Raw genomic sequence first — 15,841 nt, 5'->3', positions numbered from 1 at the left:
ATTCCGCCATCCATCAGCAGCCTTACCTACATCCCCTGCCTTATGACCATCCATCTCGCCAAACATCACGGCATGTGCTTCGGCGTTCGCGACGCCCTCCGTGCCACCCATTCCGCTGCACAGGCCGCCCCGGTCACCATCCTCGGCCAGCTCGTGCACAATCCTTTGGTAGATGCCCACCTCCGCACGCTCGGCGTGCAGATGGGCACCCTCAGCGATGCGCCCTCCGCTCCCACTCCCGACGTGGTCATCACGGCGCATGGCGCCTCGGACAACCAACGTACCGCCTGGAAAGAAGCCGGCTATCGTGTCACCGACACCACCTGTCCGCTGGTGCACAAGGCGCATGACGCCCTGCGCACCCTGGTGCGGGAGGGGTACTTCCCCGTCGTCATCGGCCAGGCAGGGCATGTGGAGGTGCGTGGTCTGGTGGGGGATTTCCCGGAGGCCATCGTGCTTCTGACAGAGGAGGAGGCTGCGGAGGTCCCCTTTCGACCAAAGTTCGGCGTCATCAGCCAGACCACCCAACCGGTCACGCATGTGCTGAAGGTGGTGGATGCGCTGAAGCGTTGCCATCCGCGCGCTGAAGTGCGCTTCGTGGATACCGTGTGCCAGCCGACGAAGCAGCGGCAGACCGCGCTCGTGGAGCTCTGCGCTGTGTGTGATACGGTGGTGGTGATTGGCGGACGGAACAGCAACAACACCCGCCAGCTCGTGGAATCGGCACGAAAGCTGGGGAGCATAGCCCACCAGGTGGAGCGAGCGGAAGACTTGGACCCTGCGTGGTTTCAGAAATCACAGCACGTGGGCGTGACCGCAGGTACCAGCACGTTGGATGAGACCGTGCGCGCGGTGATGGATCGCCTGCAGGTCCTCGCCGCGGAACAAAAGTCCGGCAGTGCTCTGGCGGGTCTCGTGAGCATGGTGACCAGCCGCGTGCAGTAGTCGTCATCCCGCTTGTTTGATCGCCAGCACTTCATCTCCCGCTTTGAGCCGCCATGAATACCCATCTCTGGATCCAGTATTTCCGCGCCAATCAGAACCGTTTTGTCGAACCCGCTCTGCCGCCTGGGGGTTGCGCCCTTCCAGCATCCGTGCTCGAGCCGCTGAGGGAATCGCTGGCCATCTTTCAGCTGGGCGAAAGCGGAGGAGGCACACGGCTCCTGAAATATGTGCGGCACGTGGTGAGCGCGAATCGGCTGGCGGGCTATGAAGAAGCAGTAGGGCTCTTCATCGCGGAGGAGCAGTACCACGCCCGCCTGTTGGAGAAGGCGGTAACCTATCTGGGAGGGGTGTGCCTGGAAAAACAGTGGAGTAACTCCATCTTCCGCTGGCTGCGCAACCACTTCGGGGTCGAATTCAACATCCAGATCCTGCTCATCGCCGAGCTGATAGCGGAGGTGTACTACGGCGTCATGTACCGGAAATGCGGTGACACCGCGCTGCGCGGTGTCTGCCACAAGATTCTCTCGGATGAGATGCGGCACATTGCATTTCACACGGAGTTTCTGCGAGAGCGGCTTGATGCCATGCCTGCGTGGCGACGCTGGCTCTGGCGGGCGCAGTTTCGCATCTTCCAGCGGGTCACTGCCGTGGCGGTGGCGTGGGATCACCGGGATTGCTTTCGTGCCTTGGGACTGAGCCCGTGGGAGGCCGCTGCCATGACGTTCAAGACGGGTGAACGTTTCCTCAGGAGGCTTGGCGGATCCCAGCATCTGTGGGGCGCGCGTCCGGCAGCGCTTGCCACGTGAACCTGGGGAAGGCGAGGGCGCGTGGAAAATGGCGCAACCAGCGGTGCCTTGCTAAGTTTCAACACCTGCGGGACGTTTCTGCAATGCTCCTGCTATTCCTCATGAAACGACTCCTCTACCCGCTCATGTTGTGCGCGCCTGTGTGTCTGCTGGCCCAGGCTCCGACTGTCCCCACACCCGCAACGACCACCACGTCACCCACCCTCACGGCTGAGCAGACTGCGAATATCATGAAGCAGCTCGAGCAGCTCGAGATGCAGATCAACAAGGGGCGAGGTGACCTCTTCGGCTCGGCCCTCACCAAGTGCCGTGCCGGTGCCGCGAGCGAGGCGGCGGCCGTCGCGCTGTATCTGGATTGCTATAAGATCGAGCACTATGACAAGCGCAACCTGAAGACCACGGACTTCCAGGCGTGGAAAGACAACAACGAAACCCGCCTGAAGGACCCTGAGTTCACCAAGGGACTCGTGCTCCAGCTCGAGTATCTGGTGCTGAGCATCCAGGCCCAGGATGCAGATGAGGCCAAGGAAAGGGCCCAGCTGGTAGCCGCTCTGCAGGCCTATCTTCCCCGTGTGGTGGGCGCCGTGCAGGAATCAATGAAGCACACCGCCTCAGGTGCAGTCGAAGAAAAGGATAAGGGGGCGCGCAATGGCGGCGGTGGCGGTCGAGGCCCGGGCGGCGGTGGCCGTGGTCCTGGCGGCGGCGGTGGCGGTGGCCCAGCCCTTGGTGCGGGCCAGCTTGCTGGCATCCTCCGGGAATCTGTGAAACAGACGGAATTCGCCCGGGCCATGCAGCTCGACCAATACCTGCGTAGCAGCGAGTGGGAGTATGCGCCGCTCGATATCGCCAACATCTATGACAAGGTGATTTTCCCCTTCTATCTCGAAAACAAACGGGAGGAAGTCGGGGCCCAGTGGGACGCCCGCATCAGCGCGGAGATGGCGCTGCAAAAGAGCTCCATGAGCGAGGCGCAGTATGCCGAGTACTACAAGGAGAGACTGCCGGTCCTGCAGTGGAGCAAGGCCAGCTTCCTGCTTGAGAACAAGATCAATCCCATCATGGCGCTGGCGGACATGCTGAAGGTGGTGCGTGACAATCCCTCGCATGCGAATGCGGGGCAGTGGCTGAAGTCACTGCGTCAGTCCGTGAATGAAACCCAAGGTCCGGTGGTCTCGCCCGGGGCGGATCCTGCGCCGGGGGCCACTACTCCAGCACCCGCGAGCACCTAATCAAAGGCAGAGAAGCGCGATAGTCTGAGTTTTTGAAACGGGAGGGCGACGTATCAGCCCTCCCGTTTTGTTTTTTCAGCGAAGGGACTGCACCGCGTTCTTCACCACCCAGTCATGCTGGTCCAGCGCCTCGCGTGCGGCGTCTTCATCCTTGCCCGTGAGTTCGCGGACCAGCCGCACAGCACGGTCGCGCAGCTTCACATTGCTGGGATTCATGTCCACCATCAGGTTGCTCAGCACCTTTCCGGTGTGCACCATCGCCAGCGTCGTGAGGGTATTGAGCACTACCTTGGTGGCCGTGCCGGATTTCATGCGCGTGCTGCCGGTGAGCGGCTCGGGACCTACGTCGATGAGAATGAGTTTGTCCGGAGCCCAGGCGGCGGAAACGTCGAGGTGCGGATTGAAGGCCAGCAGCGCCGTGGTGGCGCCGGCGCTTTTTGCTTCACGCAGGGCACCCCAGACATAAGGCGTGCGGCCGCTCGCAGCGATGCCTACCAGTACGTCGCCTTTCTTGATTCCACGATGGCGCGCCGCGCTGGCGCCGCCCTCGGTGCTGTCTTCAGCGCCCTCCACCGCACTCCAGAGGGCACGCTGGCCACCGGCAATGATGCCCTGCACCTGCTCCGGCGGGGCGCGGAAGGTGGGAGGACATTCGCTGGCATCCAGCACGCCGAGCCGACCACTCGTGCCGGCGCCCACATAGAACAGACGGCCACCACTCTGGAAAGCGGCCACGGTCTTTTCAATGAGCCAGCGGATCTCTTCCTTCTGCTGGAGCACCGCGTGCACCGCGACTTCATTCTCGTCTACCAGCAGTTCGATTGCTTCATCGAGCGCCATGGTATCGAGCGCCATGGTCCTCGGATTGCGCAGTTCGGTGGGCGATTTCGCGAGGGAGGCAAGCGGGACAGGTGTTGCGTCCGCAGGCTCACTGGACTCGGGAGAAGGAATCAATGCCGCAGGCAGGGAAGATCCGGAAGCACCCGGCACCACAGGCAGAAGAGTCTTCGCGAGAGTGATGGCGCCCCACACACTCTCGTGCTTGAGCTTTTCCACCCGGCAGTCACTCCAGCGCGCATGGAGTCGCTTGCTCACCGAGTTCGCAAACACGGGCTGCTTCAGCAGCGTGCCGCCCGCGAGAATGAACTGCACGTGCGCGCCTTCGTTCACGAGATGTGCGGCACAGTTCGCTGCCATGTCCGCGAGACGATCCGCGGCCTCACGCAAGACATCGCGGGCCAGGCTGTCTCCCTTCTCCGCCTCCCGAAACACGGTTACTGCAAGCTGGGCAATATCACCCTTTGCGGCCTCCTGGGTCCAGGGGATGAGATCGTCCGGATTGTTCAATTGCAGCGCACGCAGGATCGCTTGACCCAGTGCAGGGAATTGAGCCTTTAGATCCTGTTGGTACACGATGGCGCGTAGCGCTTGCAGGGCGATATCGATGGCACTGCCCCGATCTCCGAGGATGTGTCCTCGTCCGCCAAATTTCACCGTGCGTCCTTCGGTATTGCGGCCGTAGGCGCAGGAGCCGGTGCCGCTTAACAGGAGCACGCGCGCTTCCGCCTTGTCCGGCCATGGGCCTGCGGCTTCCAGCGCGGTTTCGAGATCGTTGGTGGCGTGGAAGGGGATGCCCGGCCACTCATGCACGGCCAGATCCCGTACACGCTTTTCGTCCGCCTCGTTGCGCAGACCTGCCATGCCCGCCGCCACCGCAGAGGGTTCACCGGTGCGACGCTTGATTTCGCGGAAGACCTTCGCGATTTCCACATTCGTCAGCAGGCGCACATTGGCAGGACCGAGATCAAATCGTTGCAGCGTCTGGTCCTTTTCATCCACCAGCAGTACGGTGGTGTGTGTCGCCCCTGTTTCGATTCCGAGAAAGGTGCGTGGGTGCTCCATGGGTGGCTTTGACATGTAGGTGATACCAGAGGACTGACAGGGAAAGCGGTGCCAGCGTTCGCGAATTCTGAAGGGCTTCTGGTTTCAGGGGCTCTTGATAGGTTCGCCGCTGGGCTTGAAGTTGTCCGGCTGGTCATTGGTCAACAGGCCTCGTACGTCTCCTTCATCGTGGTACTGCCACACGCGAATCGTGCCAAAGGTGGCACGTGATTCCTGCCATGGAGCCGGTCCCGCCCAGTCAGGCAACCAGATGCCCAGACTGAGCTGCGCCGCGATGGTGGGCACATCATCGGTGTTTTCGCCCACGAGCTTGCCATCGATCCAATGCGTGGCTCTCACGCCGTGATACACCGCGTAGCGATCCTTGCCGAGTCGTTTCACTGGATTGCCCCAGTACCGGTCGAAGGGATATTTCAAGTCGCGGATCCAGTGGAAGCCCTGGTGTTCCGTGACCTGTTCATCACGCAAGTCCATCAGTTCGCGCAGTGCCGTGCGCCATTCCGTGGTGTAGGTGTGATATTTTCCATCAGCCACCTGCACTGGGAGCGTCTTGCTGTGAATGCGCGAGTGATTGAAGGTGTTGTAGAGCGCATGGTCGAAGTCACCCTTCTTCCCGAGCTCCGGGAAGTCGAGCTCTGAGGTGAGATAGGCGTTGCCCTTGCTCCATTTCTGCAGATACGGGTGATACAGTGGCTCCTCCTGCACGAACCCGTCCGACAAGGAGTCCGTCACCCGCACATTTTTCCCGGCATAGATCCAGATGGCGGCGATGGAACCGATGGGCCTGGCTGGATTCTCCGGACCAACGGCGAGTTTCTCGGTCCCTCCCACGCGCATCTCCACCTCGAAGCGGCCTGAGGCAAAAAACGTTTTGCTGGCGATGATGCCGCCCACGCGATCCGGCTTGTTCCACAGACCATGAATGGGGCCTGTGTACTGGTCGCCGTTAGCGCGACACTCCAGAACGTGCCGCTTGGTGCCGTCGGCCACGGCCTCCTCGATGACGCGTACGTTTTCCGGCACGTTGCCGTGATTGCCTCCGTCCCAGTTGCGCCGCATCAGGTACCAGCGTGCTGGATCGATGGAGCCCGAGGCCCAAGTCTCCTCCAGCTCGAGCCTGGCGTGCTCCGGCAGTGCTGGCACCTCCGCAAATCCCCTGAGGGAGCACAGCGCCAGCAGCAGGCAGAGCAGGGGACGACCGATGGTCATGCGTGCCAGATAACAGATTCTCCCCCGGCTGTCACCGTCGGGTGCATGGTTTCGAGGAAGGTAGATGTAGCGAGGGGCTGGATCACGTTGTCTGGCCCGCTATCATCATGGAGCCGCTCCTCTCATTCTGTGAACGCCAAATCCCGCTCTCTTCTTCAGTCCACTTCCGTGCCGTTCGGTACGGACGTGACTCGCAATGGACGTGGCACGCGTGAGATGATTCTGGAGGCATCCTCTTGTCCGGCACTAGGCGCGCATCGCATTTCGCGTGTCGGCATCGAGTGGGCCACACCGGGATTTCAGCGGGTACGATTGAGACCCTCTGGAAGTTTCCTCATGGCGGTGTGCGAGGGCAGTGGACGCATCTTGCTGGACGGTACCTGGCAGACCATCCGGGCGGGTACGGTGTGCATGGCACCGCCACGGAGCTTGAATGCGTTCGAAGCCGGCAGCGAGGGCCGCTGGGTGATTGCCTGGGTACGTTATGACGAACCTCCACCCGTGCATCCGCTCGTAGGCTCTGCTTCACCACAAAAGGTGAAGCTCGATGGCGACATGCTGCGCCGCGCGATTGAGGGATTGATTGGCGAGTGGGAAACAGCCCGTGACTCCCGGCAGATGTACCACTGGGTTGAGATTGTGCATGGTCTTGCAAGGCGCATCGCCCAACCTGCGAAGGTGGATGAGAAGCTGGTGTCTCTCTGGGACGAAGTGGCTGCAAGCCTCTCCGATGACTGGCAACTGAACAGTCTCGCCGCGCGCTTCCACTCCAGTCGTGAGCATCTGCGCAAGGCTTGCTTGAAACATTTTGGGCGCAGCCCGATGCAGCAGCTCACCTACATGCGCATGCAGCAGGCGCGCCATCTGCTGGAGGAGACAAATGACAAGCTGGATGCCATCGCAGAGGCGGTCGGTTATGAAAGCGGGCTGGTGCTGGCCCGTGCCTTCCGCCGCTGGGTGGGGTGCAGCCCAACGGAGTATCGGCGGGGATTGTAGCAGCCGGTCCTTTTTCAGGATTGCTTCTCAAGAGGCTCCGGCATCGCGCGGAAGGTGATGGAGAAACGGTTCCACCCATTGATGGCCACCACAGCCAGGGTGAGGTTGGTCAGTTCGGTCTCGGAGAACTCCTTGCTGGCCAAGGCATAGACTTCGTCCGGTACATGGGATTCCGAGATGAGAGTCAGGGATTCCGTCCAGGCCAGTGCCGCCTGCTCGCGAGGAGTGAAGAAATGGGGCACTTCACGCCAGACGGGGAGTAGATGGAGTCGCCGGTCGTTTTCGCCCTTCTTTTTGGCATCACTAACGTGCATGTCGATGCAGAAGGCGCAGCCATTGATTTGGGAGGCGCGGAGCTTCACGAGGTCCAGCAGCACAGGGTCCAGTCCGGTCTTCCGCACGGCGGTTTCCAAGGCGAGCATGGCCGTGAATGCTGCGGGGCTGGCCTCGCGGTAGTTGAGGCGTGGGGATGAAGGCGTTGCAGGATCTGTGGACATGGTGAGGAAGGGTTAAGGGTGAGGGGCTCCGTGCGGGGTACCTATGGCTGCTTAAAGGGCAGTACGTTGCATTTTCGTCTCCAGCCGGTGGAGATTTGTTCTTTAGAAATGGAGGGCTTCTCCGTAGTCTTGCCTGCTCCACGCGGTGTCGCTGAACTGAACGACCGCCTTTTCGCACGTCACTTTCCTATCCTCCATTTTTCGCATGCCTACCATCGCTGTACTGGGAACCTTTGATACCAAGGGCGCTGAGCACGCCTTCATCGCTGAAGCCATCCGTGCCCGCGGGCATGAGACGCTTCTCATCCACGTAGGCTGCCTGGAAGAGCCTACCATCACGCCGGACGTTCCCGTTGAGCAGGTGGCTGCCGCAGGTGGTGAGGACTGGCAGGCCGTCTTTGCAAAGAAGGACCGCGGCGAATCTGTGGCCCTGATGGCTCGCGCTGTCGCGAAATACACGGCGAAGCTGGAGGAAGAGGAAAAGATCCACGGCATCATTTCACTCGGTGGTGGTGGCGGTACGGCGATTGCCACGGCTGCGATGCGGGCTCTGCCGATTGGCTTCCCCAAGCTCATGGTATCCACGCTCGCGAGCGGAAACACCGCACCCTATGTCGGCACCAAGGACATCGTCATGATGCCAGCCATCGTGGATGTCTCTGGCATCAACCGCATCTCCCGCACCATCTTTGAGAACGCCGCGGGAGCCATCTGTGGCATGGTGGAGGCGGCCGTGACACGTGAAACGCGGCCTGCGGAGGACAAGCCGCTGATCGTGGCCAGCATGTTCGGCAATACCACCGCCTGTGTGGACAAGGCGAAGACACTGCTGGAGCAATCCGGCTATGAGGTGTTGGTATTCCATGCCACCGGCACCGGCGGACGCACCATGGAGAGCCTCATCGAAAGCGGCATGGTCGCCGGGGTGCTGGATATCACGACGACGGAATGGGCGGATGAACTGGCGGGCGGCATCCTCGGTGCGGGACCTGCGCGATTGGAAGCGGCGGGTCGTGCGGACGTGTCTGCCATCGTCACACCGGGATGCTTGGACATGGTGAATTTCGGTGAGCCCCACACCGTGCCGGCGAAGTATGCAGGCCGCAATTTTTACCACCACAACCCACAAGTCACCCTCATGCGCACGAATGCGGAAGAGTGTGAGGAGTTGGGCCGCATCCTCGCGGAGAAGGTGAATGCGTATACAGCGCCTGTCACGGTGCTGCTTCCAAAGAAAGCCATCAGCATCATCAGCGCAGAAGGGAAGGCTTTTCATGATCCCGCTGCAGACGAGGCCCTCTTCTCTTCCATCAAGAAACACCTGCGTCCCGGCATCCCGCTGATGGAGTTCGATCTCGAAATCAACGATCCCGCCTTCGCTGCCGCCTGCGCCACCGCATTGCTCGAAAACATCGCCGCTCATCACGCTCCCTGATCCCATGAAAAAGCACTCACTCACCCGCCGGCTGCTCACGATGCTAGTGGCCTTCATTGCCACCGCTCCGGCACTGCCTGCCCAATCGACCGGAGCGGTCTCGCTGTTCGATGGCAAGTCGCTGGATCAGTTCGAGGGCGACTCGAAGATCTGGCGTGTGGAGGATGGTCTCCTCACCGGCGGCTCTCTCACGGAGCAGATCACCAGGAACCACTTCTTGGCCACGAAGGAGTCATATCACAACTTCGTGCTGAAGCTGAAGCTCAAGATTACGGGCACGGGCTTTGTGAACAGTGGTGTGCAGATTCGTTCGCTGCGTGTGCCCAACAACACCGAGATGAGTGGTTACCAGGTGGACGCAGGCGCCGGTTGGTGGGGCAAGCTCTATGACGAGTCCCGTCGCAACAAGGTCATCGGTGAAGCGACGGATCTCGCGGCGGTGAATGCCTCCATCAAGGCGGATGACTGGAACGAATATCAAATCCGCGCCGAGGGACCTCGTATCCAGTCGTGGGTGAATGGCGTGCCCGCGCTCGACTACACCGAGCAAGACACCAACATCGCGCAAGATGGTCACATCGCCATCCAGGTGCACTCCGGTGGCAAGGTCGTGGTGCAGGTAAAGGACATCACCATCGAAGAATTGCCTCCCACACCCAATGCTCCCACGTGGGACAAGGTCGGACATCCCGGTGAGAAGAAGCAGGCGGCCGCGGCTCCCGCTGCGGCTGCGGCTGGCGCTATGAAGATGGGCAATGCTCCCGGTTCGGCAGCGAAGACACCCGAGCAGGAACGCGCCAGCTTCAAGGTGCCGGATGGATTCACCGTGGAACTCGTTGCGGAGGAGGAGGAGGGCATTGGCAAGTTCATCGCCGTGGCCTGGGATCACGCGGGCCGCATGTGGACCATGACCGCACTCGACTACCCGGTCGATGCCAACGAGAACAAAGCCGAGGCGGAGTCTCTGTATGCCAAGGGCGGACGGGACAAGATTCTTATCTACGATCAGCCTTATGGCCCGGGTCCCCACAAATCGCGTGTGTTCGCCGATGGCCTGGCCATTCCCCTGGGCATCCTGCCGGCGAAGGACGGCTGCTATGCTCAGTATGGTCACGACATCCGACTCTACAAGGACACGAATGGCGATGGCAAAGCTGACAAGCATGACGTCGTGCTCACCGGATTCGGCATTGATGACTCGCACCTCTTTCCCCATCAGTTCACCCAGGGACCGGGGAACTGGATCTACCTCGCACAGGGCGCCTTCAACCACGGTGATGTGAAGCGGCCGGATGGCAAGCCACTCGCCACCGGCAGCATGTTCTCCATCACCCCGCAGCCGAGCACGCCCTTCCATTTCTGCAAACTGGCCCGCATGCGCCCTGATGGCAGCGATTTCCAACTGCTCTCCAGCGGTCCCAATAACATCTGGGGCCTCGTGCTGGATCGCGCCGGCAGTTGGTTCATCCAGGAAGCGAATGACATGGGCTATCCCGTGGTGCCCTTCATGCCCGGCACGCATGTCCCCGGTGTGGGTAATGAAAAGCTCAAGCCCTACGCGCCTGTGCGTCCACCCTCGCTGAGCCCTCCGCAGATGGGCGGCACCGGATTGTCCGGCCTCGCCTTAAAGGAAGACGGTGACTGGCCCGAGACCTTTACCGGAAAAGGTGACACACGCATCTTCTACATTGCCAATCCCATCACCAGCAGTGTTCAGGCGGTGCAGATGAAGCATGATGGGAACGGATACACCTTTGAGAAGAAAGCGGACTTCCTGACCTCCACGGATCCGTGGTTCCGGCCCATCGCCATCGCCTTCGGACCGGATGGCTGCTTGTATGTCACGGACTGGTACAATCGCATCATCAGTCACAACGAAGTGCCACGCGCGCACCCGGACCGCGACAAGACCCGCGGACGCATCTGGCGCATCCGCCACAAGGACCAGTCCAAGCCGGATGTGCCGGACATGACCAAGGTAGCCACGGATGACCTGCTGCTGTATCTGGAAACCACCAGCCAGTGGGCCCAGCGCGCAGCGACGGAACAGTTGATCCAGCGTGGAGCGAAGGATCTCGCTCCGACTCTGCTGACACTGGCCACAGATGAGAACAAGGATGCCGCCACGCATGTGAATGCCCTCTGGGTTTGCGAGGGCCTGGGCATCTACGACGAAGCCACGATGGTGAAGTTGCTGGCGTCGCAGGATCGAAATGAGCGCCGCGAGTCGGCTCGCGCCCTGGCTTCCTTCAATTTGAGTGGCGAGGTGCTCGCCAAACTCTTCACCCCCTTGCGCGATGAAAAGGACAGCGATGTGCGCAGTGCCATCATCCAGACACTGGCGACAGTGAAGGAATCCAGCCCCGTGCTGGTGGAAGCGCTCGTGCATTTCTTCGCCCCTTCCCTGCTGGCAGGCAGCGACAAGATGCAGGCCTATGAGCGGGAGTTTGAGCGGTATCTGGCGCGTGCTGCGTTGGAAAATCACGGAGCGGCACTGGCTAGTTTCCTGCGCAGCAAAGCGGCACGCGCTCTCCCGGTTGAGAACCGGATTTCTGCCTGCCTCGCTCTACCGAAGGGCGAGCCTCCCTATGCCCTCATTGAGGCGCTCCGCGATGCCAGTCGCGCACTCAGCGACGAAGAGGTGGTTGCCCTGCTGACTCCGCCAGTGCCCCTCAAGTCGGGCGATGTGAGCAGTGGTCGATACCTGCAGATGATTCCCAGCGGGTGGTTGGATGAGGCCGCCGGGTTCATCAACCGTCCCGAGAACAGGCTCCGTGTACTGGAGGCTGCCGTGCGCCAGCGTGACCGTCTGGATGGCGGCTACACCACCGTGATGCTGAACAACATCGATCTGGATGAAGCCTTGCACGACCGCGCCAGCAAACAGTACAACCCGCTTACGGTATCTCTGACAGCGGCGTTTCCTGTAAAGGGGTTGGAGCATGCCGTGGCTGACATCGCACTGGCATCGAACACGCCGCAGGATGTTCGACTTCTTGCCATCGATACCCTTCCCAAGCTCTCTGCAAAGGAGACGGTGAGACTGGAACCGCTCGCCACGGACGAAAGCACCCCTCCGGGACTTCGCGGTGCGGCGATTGCTGCGCTGGCTTCCGGTAAACCTGAGGTTGCGTCTACGCAGTTCGGGAGCATCTGGCCCAAGCTGAATCCTCTGGAACGCAACACGCTGGCTACGAAGCTCGCCTCTTCCAAGGCCAGTGGGAAAGTGCTGCTGGGTGCTGTCACCACAGGCACCCTGAAGGATGCGGATCTCGATGCCTCACTGCTGGAGCGTCTGCATTCTCTCTTTCCGGAAGACCCTGCCATGAAGTCACTCTGGGATCGCGTGGCGAAGAAGTTCGTCCGCGTGCTGAAGATGAACGGCAACAAAGATGGCTATGTGGACAGCAATATCACGCTGCGAGGCCCCTTCACCGTGGAGTCCTGGGTGCGCTTGGATGACGGCATCGACAACGGTGATGGCCTGATCTCCAACGGTAAGACTTTTGGTCCGAATTTCTTCGCCAAGAAATTCCGCGTGTATGTGGGTGGTGACCTCCATGATGTGGCTGTTGCCACGAAGGACATGGTGCCTGGCGCGTGGACGCATGTGGCATTCACTCGCGATGACAAGGGGGTGTTCCGCATCTACCTGAACGGCGAGTTGGACGCGACCGGCAACAAGACCACGACGGCCAGCTTTGAGGGCTGTGACATCGGACGCAGTCCGGTTGGGAACAAAGGCACAGCGGGCGAATTCGCCGAGTATCGCGTGTGGAATGTCTGCCGCACGCCGGAGGAGATTCGCTCAAGCTTTGACCGCACCTTCGCCGGTGAAGCGAAGCCCGAGCATCTCATGGTGTATCATTCGCCGATGTCCGATTGGCAGGGCATTACCAAGCAGGCGACAGTTGTGCCCCTCTTGAACGGTCCGCATCTTCTCAGTGCCACCGAGGCAAAGGCCCAGGCGGAGAAACTGGCAAAGTACAAGGTCATCGCCGCGAAGTCCGGGGATGCCAAAGCTGGCCAGATCACCTTCACCAGCATTTGCATGAGTTGCCATACGGTGGCGGGGAAAGGTGCAAACCTTGCGCCGGCCCTGGATGGCTCCGCACATCGTGATCTCGATGGCCTGCTGCGCGCCCTGCTCACGCCGAATGCCGCCGTGGAGGGTGGCTACCGCGCCTTCCGCGTGGAAACAAAGGATGGCCGCCTCGTGGAAGGTTTCCTCGCCTCACGCGACAAGGATGGTCTCACCCTGCGCATGATGGGCGGCATAGATCAGCGCATCAACATGGCCGACGTGGCCAAGGCGGACTTCACCGAGCGCTCGCTGATGATCGAAGGCCTGATGGATGCGCTCAGCGAGCAGCAAATCGCGGATCTCTTCAGCTACATCCGCACGCTGAAGTAAGACTGAGATGCGTCGGGCATTTCAAAGGAGCGCGGACACTCTTGTCCGCTGCCCCCGACGTGCCATCGTCTTCCATCTGGCAAGCAAGGTCACATTCCACCAGCTGCTTCAGAGGCGTCACCCGCAGATTTCACACTACAGAAGTCGCTGCGCAACAGAACGGCGGACAAGAGTGTCCACGCTCCTTTGCCCAATCCTTCGCTCCCCACACAAGGAGCCTTTTCAACTTTGATAGCATAAGCAGGGCTTAGACAGCTACTCAGCACTCACGGCACAATCCGGTACGGCTGGCCGGCTTCATACAGCTTCAACCGCTGCTCCATCCGCGTCTTGTGCTCGGGCGAAGCAGCGGTGCCAGATGCGAGGGCCTGCTTCGCGTACTTCACTGCGTTCGCGAAGTCGCCCGTCTCCGCGTAGGCGGCGGCCAGCACATCCACGCTCTCGCTGTTCCACTGGAGCTTTTCACAAAGCTTCGTGCCGAGTTCGACTGCCTTCCTGCCGTCACGCGCGGCGTTGTCCGGGCTCGCGGACAGCAGGCGCACCAGCCACAGTTGCCCATCGAGGTCATTCGGATTGAGTTGCACGGCCTTGGAGAATCCTGCGATGGCCGGCGCCCACTCAGCCATGTTCGCGTGCATGATGGCGCGGTTCTTCTGGTTGCCGGCGTGACTGGGTTGCAGACGGATGGCCTCGTCGAGGCTTGCCGTCGCGTTCTTCACATCGCCCTTTCCATGGTAGGCAGCGGCGCGTCCCGTGTGGGCATGGGCGCTGTCCGGATTGAGTTCAAGGGCCTTGCTGAAATCCGCGAGCGCCGGATCCCATTGCTTGAGTTTCAGATTCGTGGCGCCCCTGCCGGTGTAGGCAGCGGCGGATTTGGGAGCCAGCTTCACGGCCATTTCACGGTCACGCAGGGCGGTCTCCAGTTGACCCTTGTTCTCATAGACAGCGCCTCGCAGCAGGTATCCCTCCGCATCGTCCGGCTTCAGGCGGATGGCTTCATCCAGATCGCGCAGGGCCTTGTCCCATTCTTTCTTGCTTTCATAGGCCAGACCCCGGTTGCGCAGGTAGGTGAGATTGGCCGGATCGAGTCGCACGGCTTCGCTCATGTCCGCGAGTTCCTTGTCCGCCTGCTTCATGTCACGATAAACGAGACCACGGAAGTTGTAGATGGAGGCCTGGGGACCGGCGGCACGCAGTGCTTCTTCGGAGGCTTTCAGCGCGGCTTCGTGGTCACCCTTGCGGCGATAGACATCCACCCGCCCGTTCAGCGAAGGCACGTTCTTGGGATTCCCGCGTAGCGCCACGGCGTAGTCTTCCAGTGCCTCGTTCAGCCTGCCGGTTTCCCGGTAGACGTTGCCGCGGTTGTTGCGGATGCTCACGTGATTGGGCTGCAGGTCGAGGGCATCTGTGTAGTCGCGCAGTGCTTCGTCCTTCCGTCCGAGTTTCTCCAGCGCCATGGCTCGTGCGCCGAGCGCTTCCACATTGGATGGATCCGCCTTCAGTGCTGCCGTGGCGTCTGCCATGCATTCCGTCCACCCTCCCAACTCATAGCTGGCCAGCGCTCGATTGCACAGCACCATGGACTTCATCCGTGGAGCCAGGTCGCCCATCAGTGCTTCATCATAGGCGGCGATGGCCTCCGTCATTTTTTTCTCCTTCTGGGCCTTGTAGCCGGTCAGGAGTTTTCTCACCGCCGTCGCGCTGCCCGCGCCTTCTTCCATTTCCACTTCCGCCACCTCGGGGTTGATCTCCATCGCCTTGTCGAAGTCCGCCAGCATGTTGTCGAGCGAGCCCGAGGCCAGATGGATGGCGGCGCGCGTGATGTACCCCTTTGCCTCGCCGGGTTCGAGGCGAATGCTCTCGTCCGCGTCCTTCATGGCCTTGGCGAGATCACCTTTGGTCTGGTAGGCTTCCGCACGGTGGCGGTACAGCAGGGCCAGCTTGTTGTTCAGCGCAATGGCCGTATCCAGATCGGCGATGGCTTTCTCCGCCTGGTGCAATTCAGTGTACGCCATGCCCCGTCCACCCAGGGCGTCGAGGGACTTCGGCTTCTCGGCGAGCACGAGGTTGAAATCACGAATGGCGTGCTCCCATTCCTCCCTCGCCAGGTAGGCGAGTCCGCGCTGGGTGCGCACCGTGCACTGCACCTCCTTCGTGAGCCCGAGAGACAGCGCCGTGGTGAAGTTTTGGATGGCTTCCGAGTACGCCTTGCGCGACAGCGCTACATGGCCCTGTTGCACCACGGCGGATGCATCCTGACCATGGGCCGTGAAGCGCATGGATGCGAAGGCAACCAGGGCAATCAAGTGGCAGCGCATGCCCCTATGCTTCCAAATGGTTCAATGCCGGGCAAGAGCAAACCCTGTAAGTACTCCTGCCTACGATTTATCCGTAAGCAGTTATTCGGG

At 61.0% G+C, this 15,841-nt stretch carries 10 protein-coding genes; 6 read left to right on the top strand and 4 right to left on the bottom strand.

The window, feature by feature from the left end:
• Window positions 1–42: 42 nt before the first annotated feature.
• The 3 genes from ispH to G5S37_RS32395 all read left to right on the top strand — a co-directional run bounded on the left by ispH (window position 43) and on the right by G5S37_RS32395 (window position 2,980).
• A complete protein-coding gene (gene ispH / locus G5S37_RS22830; RefSeq protein ID WP_165206978.1) occupies window positions 43–945 on the top strand; it encodes a 4-hydroxy-3-methylbut-2-enyl diphosphate reductase in 903 nt (300 codons plus the stop codon).
• A 53-nt stretch (window positions 946–998) separates the two neighbouring features.
• Window positions 999–1,751, top strand: coding sequence for a diiron oxygenase (locus G5S37_RS22825; RefSeq protein WP_165206976.1), 753 nt, complete (start codon window positions 999–1,001; stop codon window positions 1,749–1,751).
• Between the two features lie 101 nt (window positions 1,752–1,852).
• Window positions 1,853–2,980, top strand: coding sequence for a hypothetical protein (locus G5S37_RS32395; RefSeq protein WP_206026112.1), 1,128 nt, complete (start codon window positions 1,853–1,855; stop codon window positions 2,978–2,980).
• 75 nt (window positions 2,981–3,055) lie between these two features.
• Here the strand turns inward: G5S37_RS32395 and G5S37_RS22810 are convergent, their stop codons facing one another.
• Window positions 3,056–4,897, bottom strand: a complete 1,842-nt coding sequence (locus G5S37_RS22810) for an N-acetylmuramic acid 6-phosphate etherase (protein ID WP_206026111.1) — start codon at window positions 4,895–4,897, stop codon at window positions 3,056–3,058.
• Between the two features lie 69 nt (window positions 4,898–4,966).
• Window positions 4,967–6,091 carry a hypothetical protein gene (locus G5S37_RS22805; RefSeq protein WP_165206970.1) on the bottom strand — a complete coding sequence of 375 codons (1,125 nt, stop codon included), beginning with the start codon at window positions 6,089–6,091 and terminating at the stop codon, window positions 4,967–4,969.
• Window positions 6,092–6,220: 129 nt separating this feature from the next.
• Between G5S37_RS22805 and G5S37_RS22800 the strand changes: the two genes are divergently transcribed.
• Window positions 6,221–7,087 (top strand): AraC family transcriptional regulator, encoded by an 867-nt coding sequence (locus G5S37_RS22800; protein WP_240914694.1) that lies wholly within the window; start codon window positions 6,221–6,223, stop codon window positions 7,085–7,087.
• A gap of 14 nt (window positions 7,088–7,101) precedes the next feature.
• Here the strand turns inward: G5S37_RS22800 and G5S37_RS22795 are convergent, their stop codons facing one another.
• Entirely contained in the window at window positions 7,102–7,584 is a 483-nt protein-coding gene (locus G5S37_RS22795) for a carboxymuconolactone decarboxylase family protein (RefSeq protein WP_165206966.1), read from the bottom strand.
• Window positions 7,585–7,789: 205 nt separating this feature from the next.
• On the opposite strand from G5S37_RS22795, the gene G5S37_RS22790 reads away from it, so the two are divergent.
• Together G5S37_RS22790 and G5S37_RS22785 are read left to right on the top strand one after the other, a co-directional pair.
• Window positions 7,790–9,019: a Tm-1-like ATP-binding domain-containing protein gene (locus G5S37_RS22790; RefSeq protein ID WP_165206964.1), complete on the top strand. Its 1,230-nt coding sequence runs from the start codon at window positions 7,790–7,792 to the stop codon at window positions 9,017–9,019.
• A 4-nt stretch (window positions 9,020–9,023) separates the two neighbouring features.
• Window positions 9,024–13,433, top strand: coding sequence for a PVC-type heme-binding CxxCH protein (locus G5S37_RS22785; RefSeq protein WP_165206962.1), 4,410 nt, complete (start codon window positions 9,024–9,026; stop codon window positions 13,431–13,433).
• A 266-nt stretch (window positions 13,434–13,699) separates the two neighbouring features.
• On the opposite strand, the gene G5S37_RS22780 is transcribed toward G5S37_RS22785, so the two are convergent.
• Window positions 13,700–15,751 (bottom strand): tetratricopeptide repeat protein, encoded by a 2,052-nt coding sequence (locus tag G5S37_RS22780; protein WP_165206960.1) that lies wholly within the window; start codon window positions 15,749–15,751, stop codon window positions 13,700–13,702.
• Between the last annotated feature and the right edge of the window lie 90 nt (window positions 15,752–15,841).

Origin of the sequence: Roseimicrobium sp. ORNL1 (genome assembly GCF_011044495.1) — a bacterium.
Lineage (GTDB): Bacteria > Verrucomicrobiota > Verrucomicrobiia > Verrucomicrobiales > Verrucomicrobiaceae > Roseimicrobium.
Note: the sequence above shows the minus strand (reverse complement) of the source record. Positions and strands in the feature narration are given on the sequence as shown.

Coding starts and splice junctions, on each gene's coding strand:
- ispH (WP_165206978.1), top strand. CDS start 43: ATGACCATCCATCTCGCCAAACATCACGGCATGTGCTTCGGCGTTCGC.
- G5S37_RS22825 (WP_165206976.1), top strand. CDS start 999: ATGAATACCCATCTCTGGATCCAGTATTTCCGCGCCAATCAGAACCGT.
- G5S37_RS32395 (WP_206026112.1), top strand. CDS start 1,853: ATGAAACGACTCCTCTACCCGCTCATGTTGTGCGCGCCTGTGTGTCTG.
- G5S37_RS22810 (WP_206026111.1), bottom strand. CDS start 4,897: ATGTCAAAGCCACCCATGGAGCACCCACGCACCTTTCTCGGAATCGAA.
- G5S37_RS22805 (WP_165206970.1), bottom strand. CDS start 6,091: ATGACCATCGGTCGTCCCCTGCTCTGCCTGCTGCTGGCGCTGTGCTCC.
- G5S37_RS22795 (WP_165206966.1), bottom strand. CDS start 7,584: ATGTCCACAGATCCTGCAACGCCTTCATCCCCACGCCTCAACTACCGC.
- G5S37_RS22790 (WP_165206964.1), top strand. CDS start 7,790: ATGCCTACCATCGCTGTACTGGGAACCTTTGATACCAAGGGCGCTGAG.
- G5S37_RS22785 (WP_165206962.1), top strand. CDS start 9,024: ATGAAAAAGCACTCACTCACCCGCCGGCTGCTCACGATGCTAGTGGCC.
- G5S37_RS22780 (WP_165206960.1), bottom strand. CDS start 15,751: ATGCGCTGCCACTTGATTGCCCTGGTTGCCTTCGCATCCATGCGCTTC.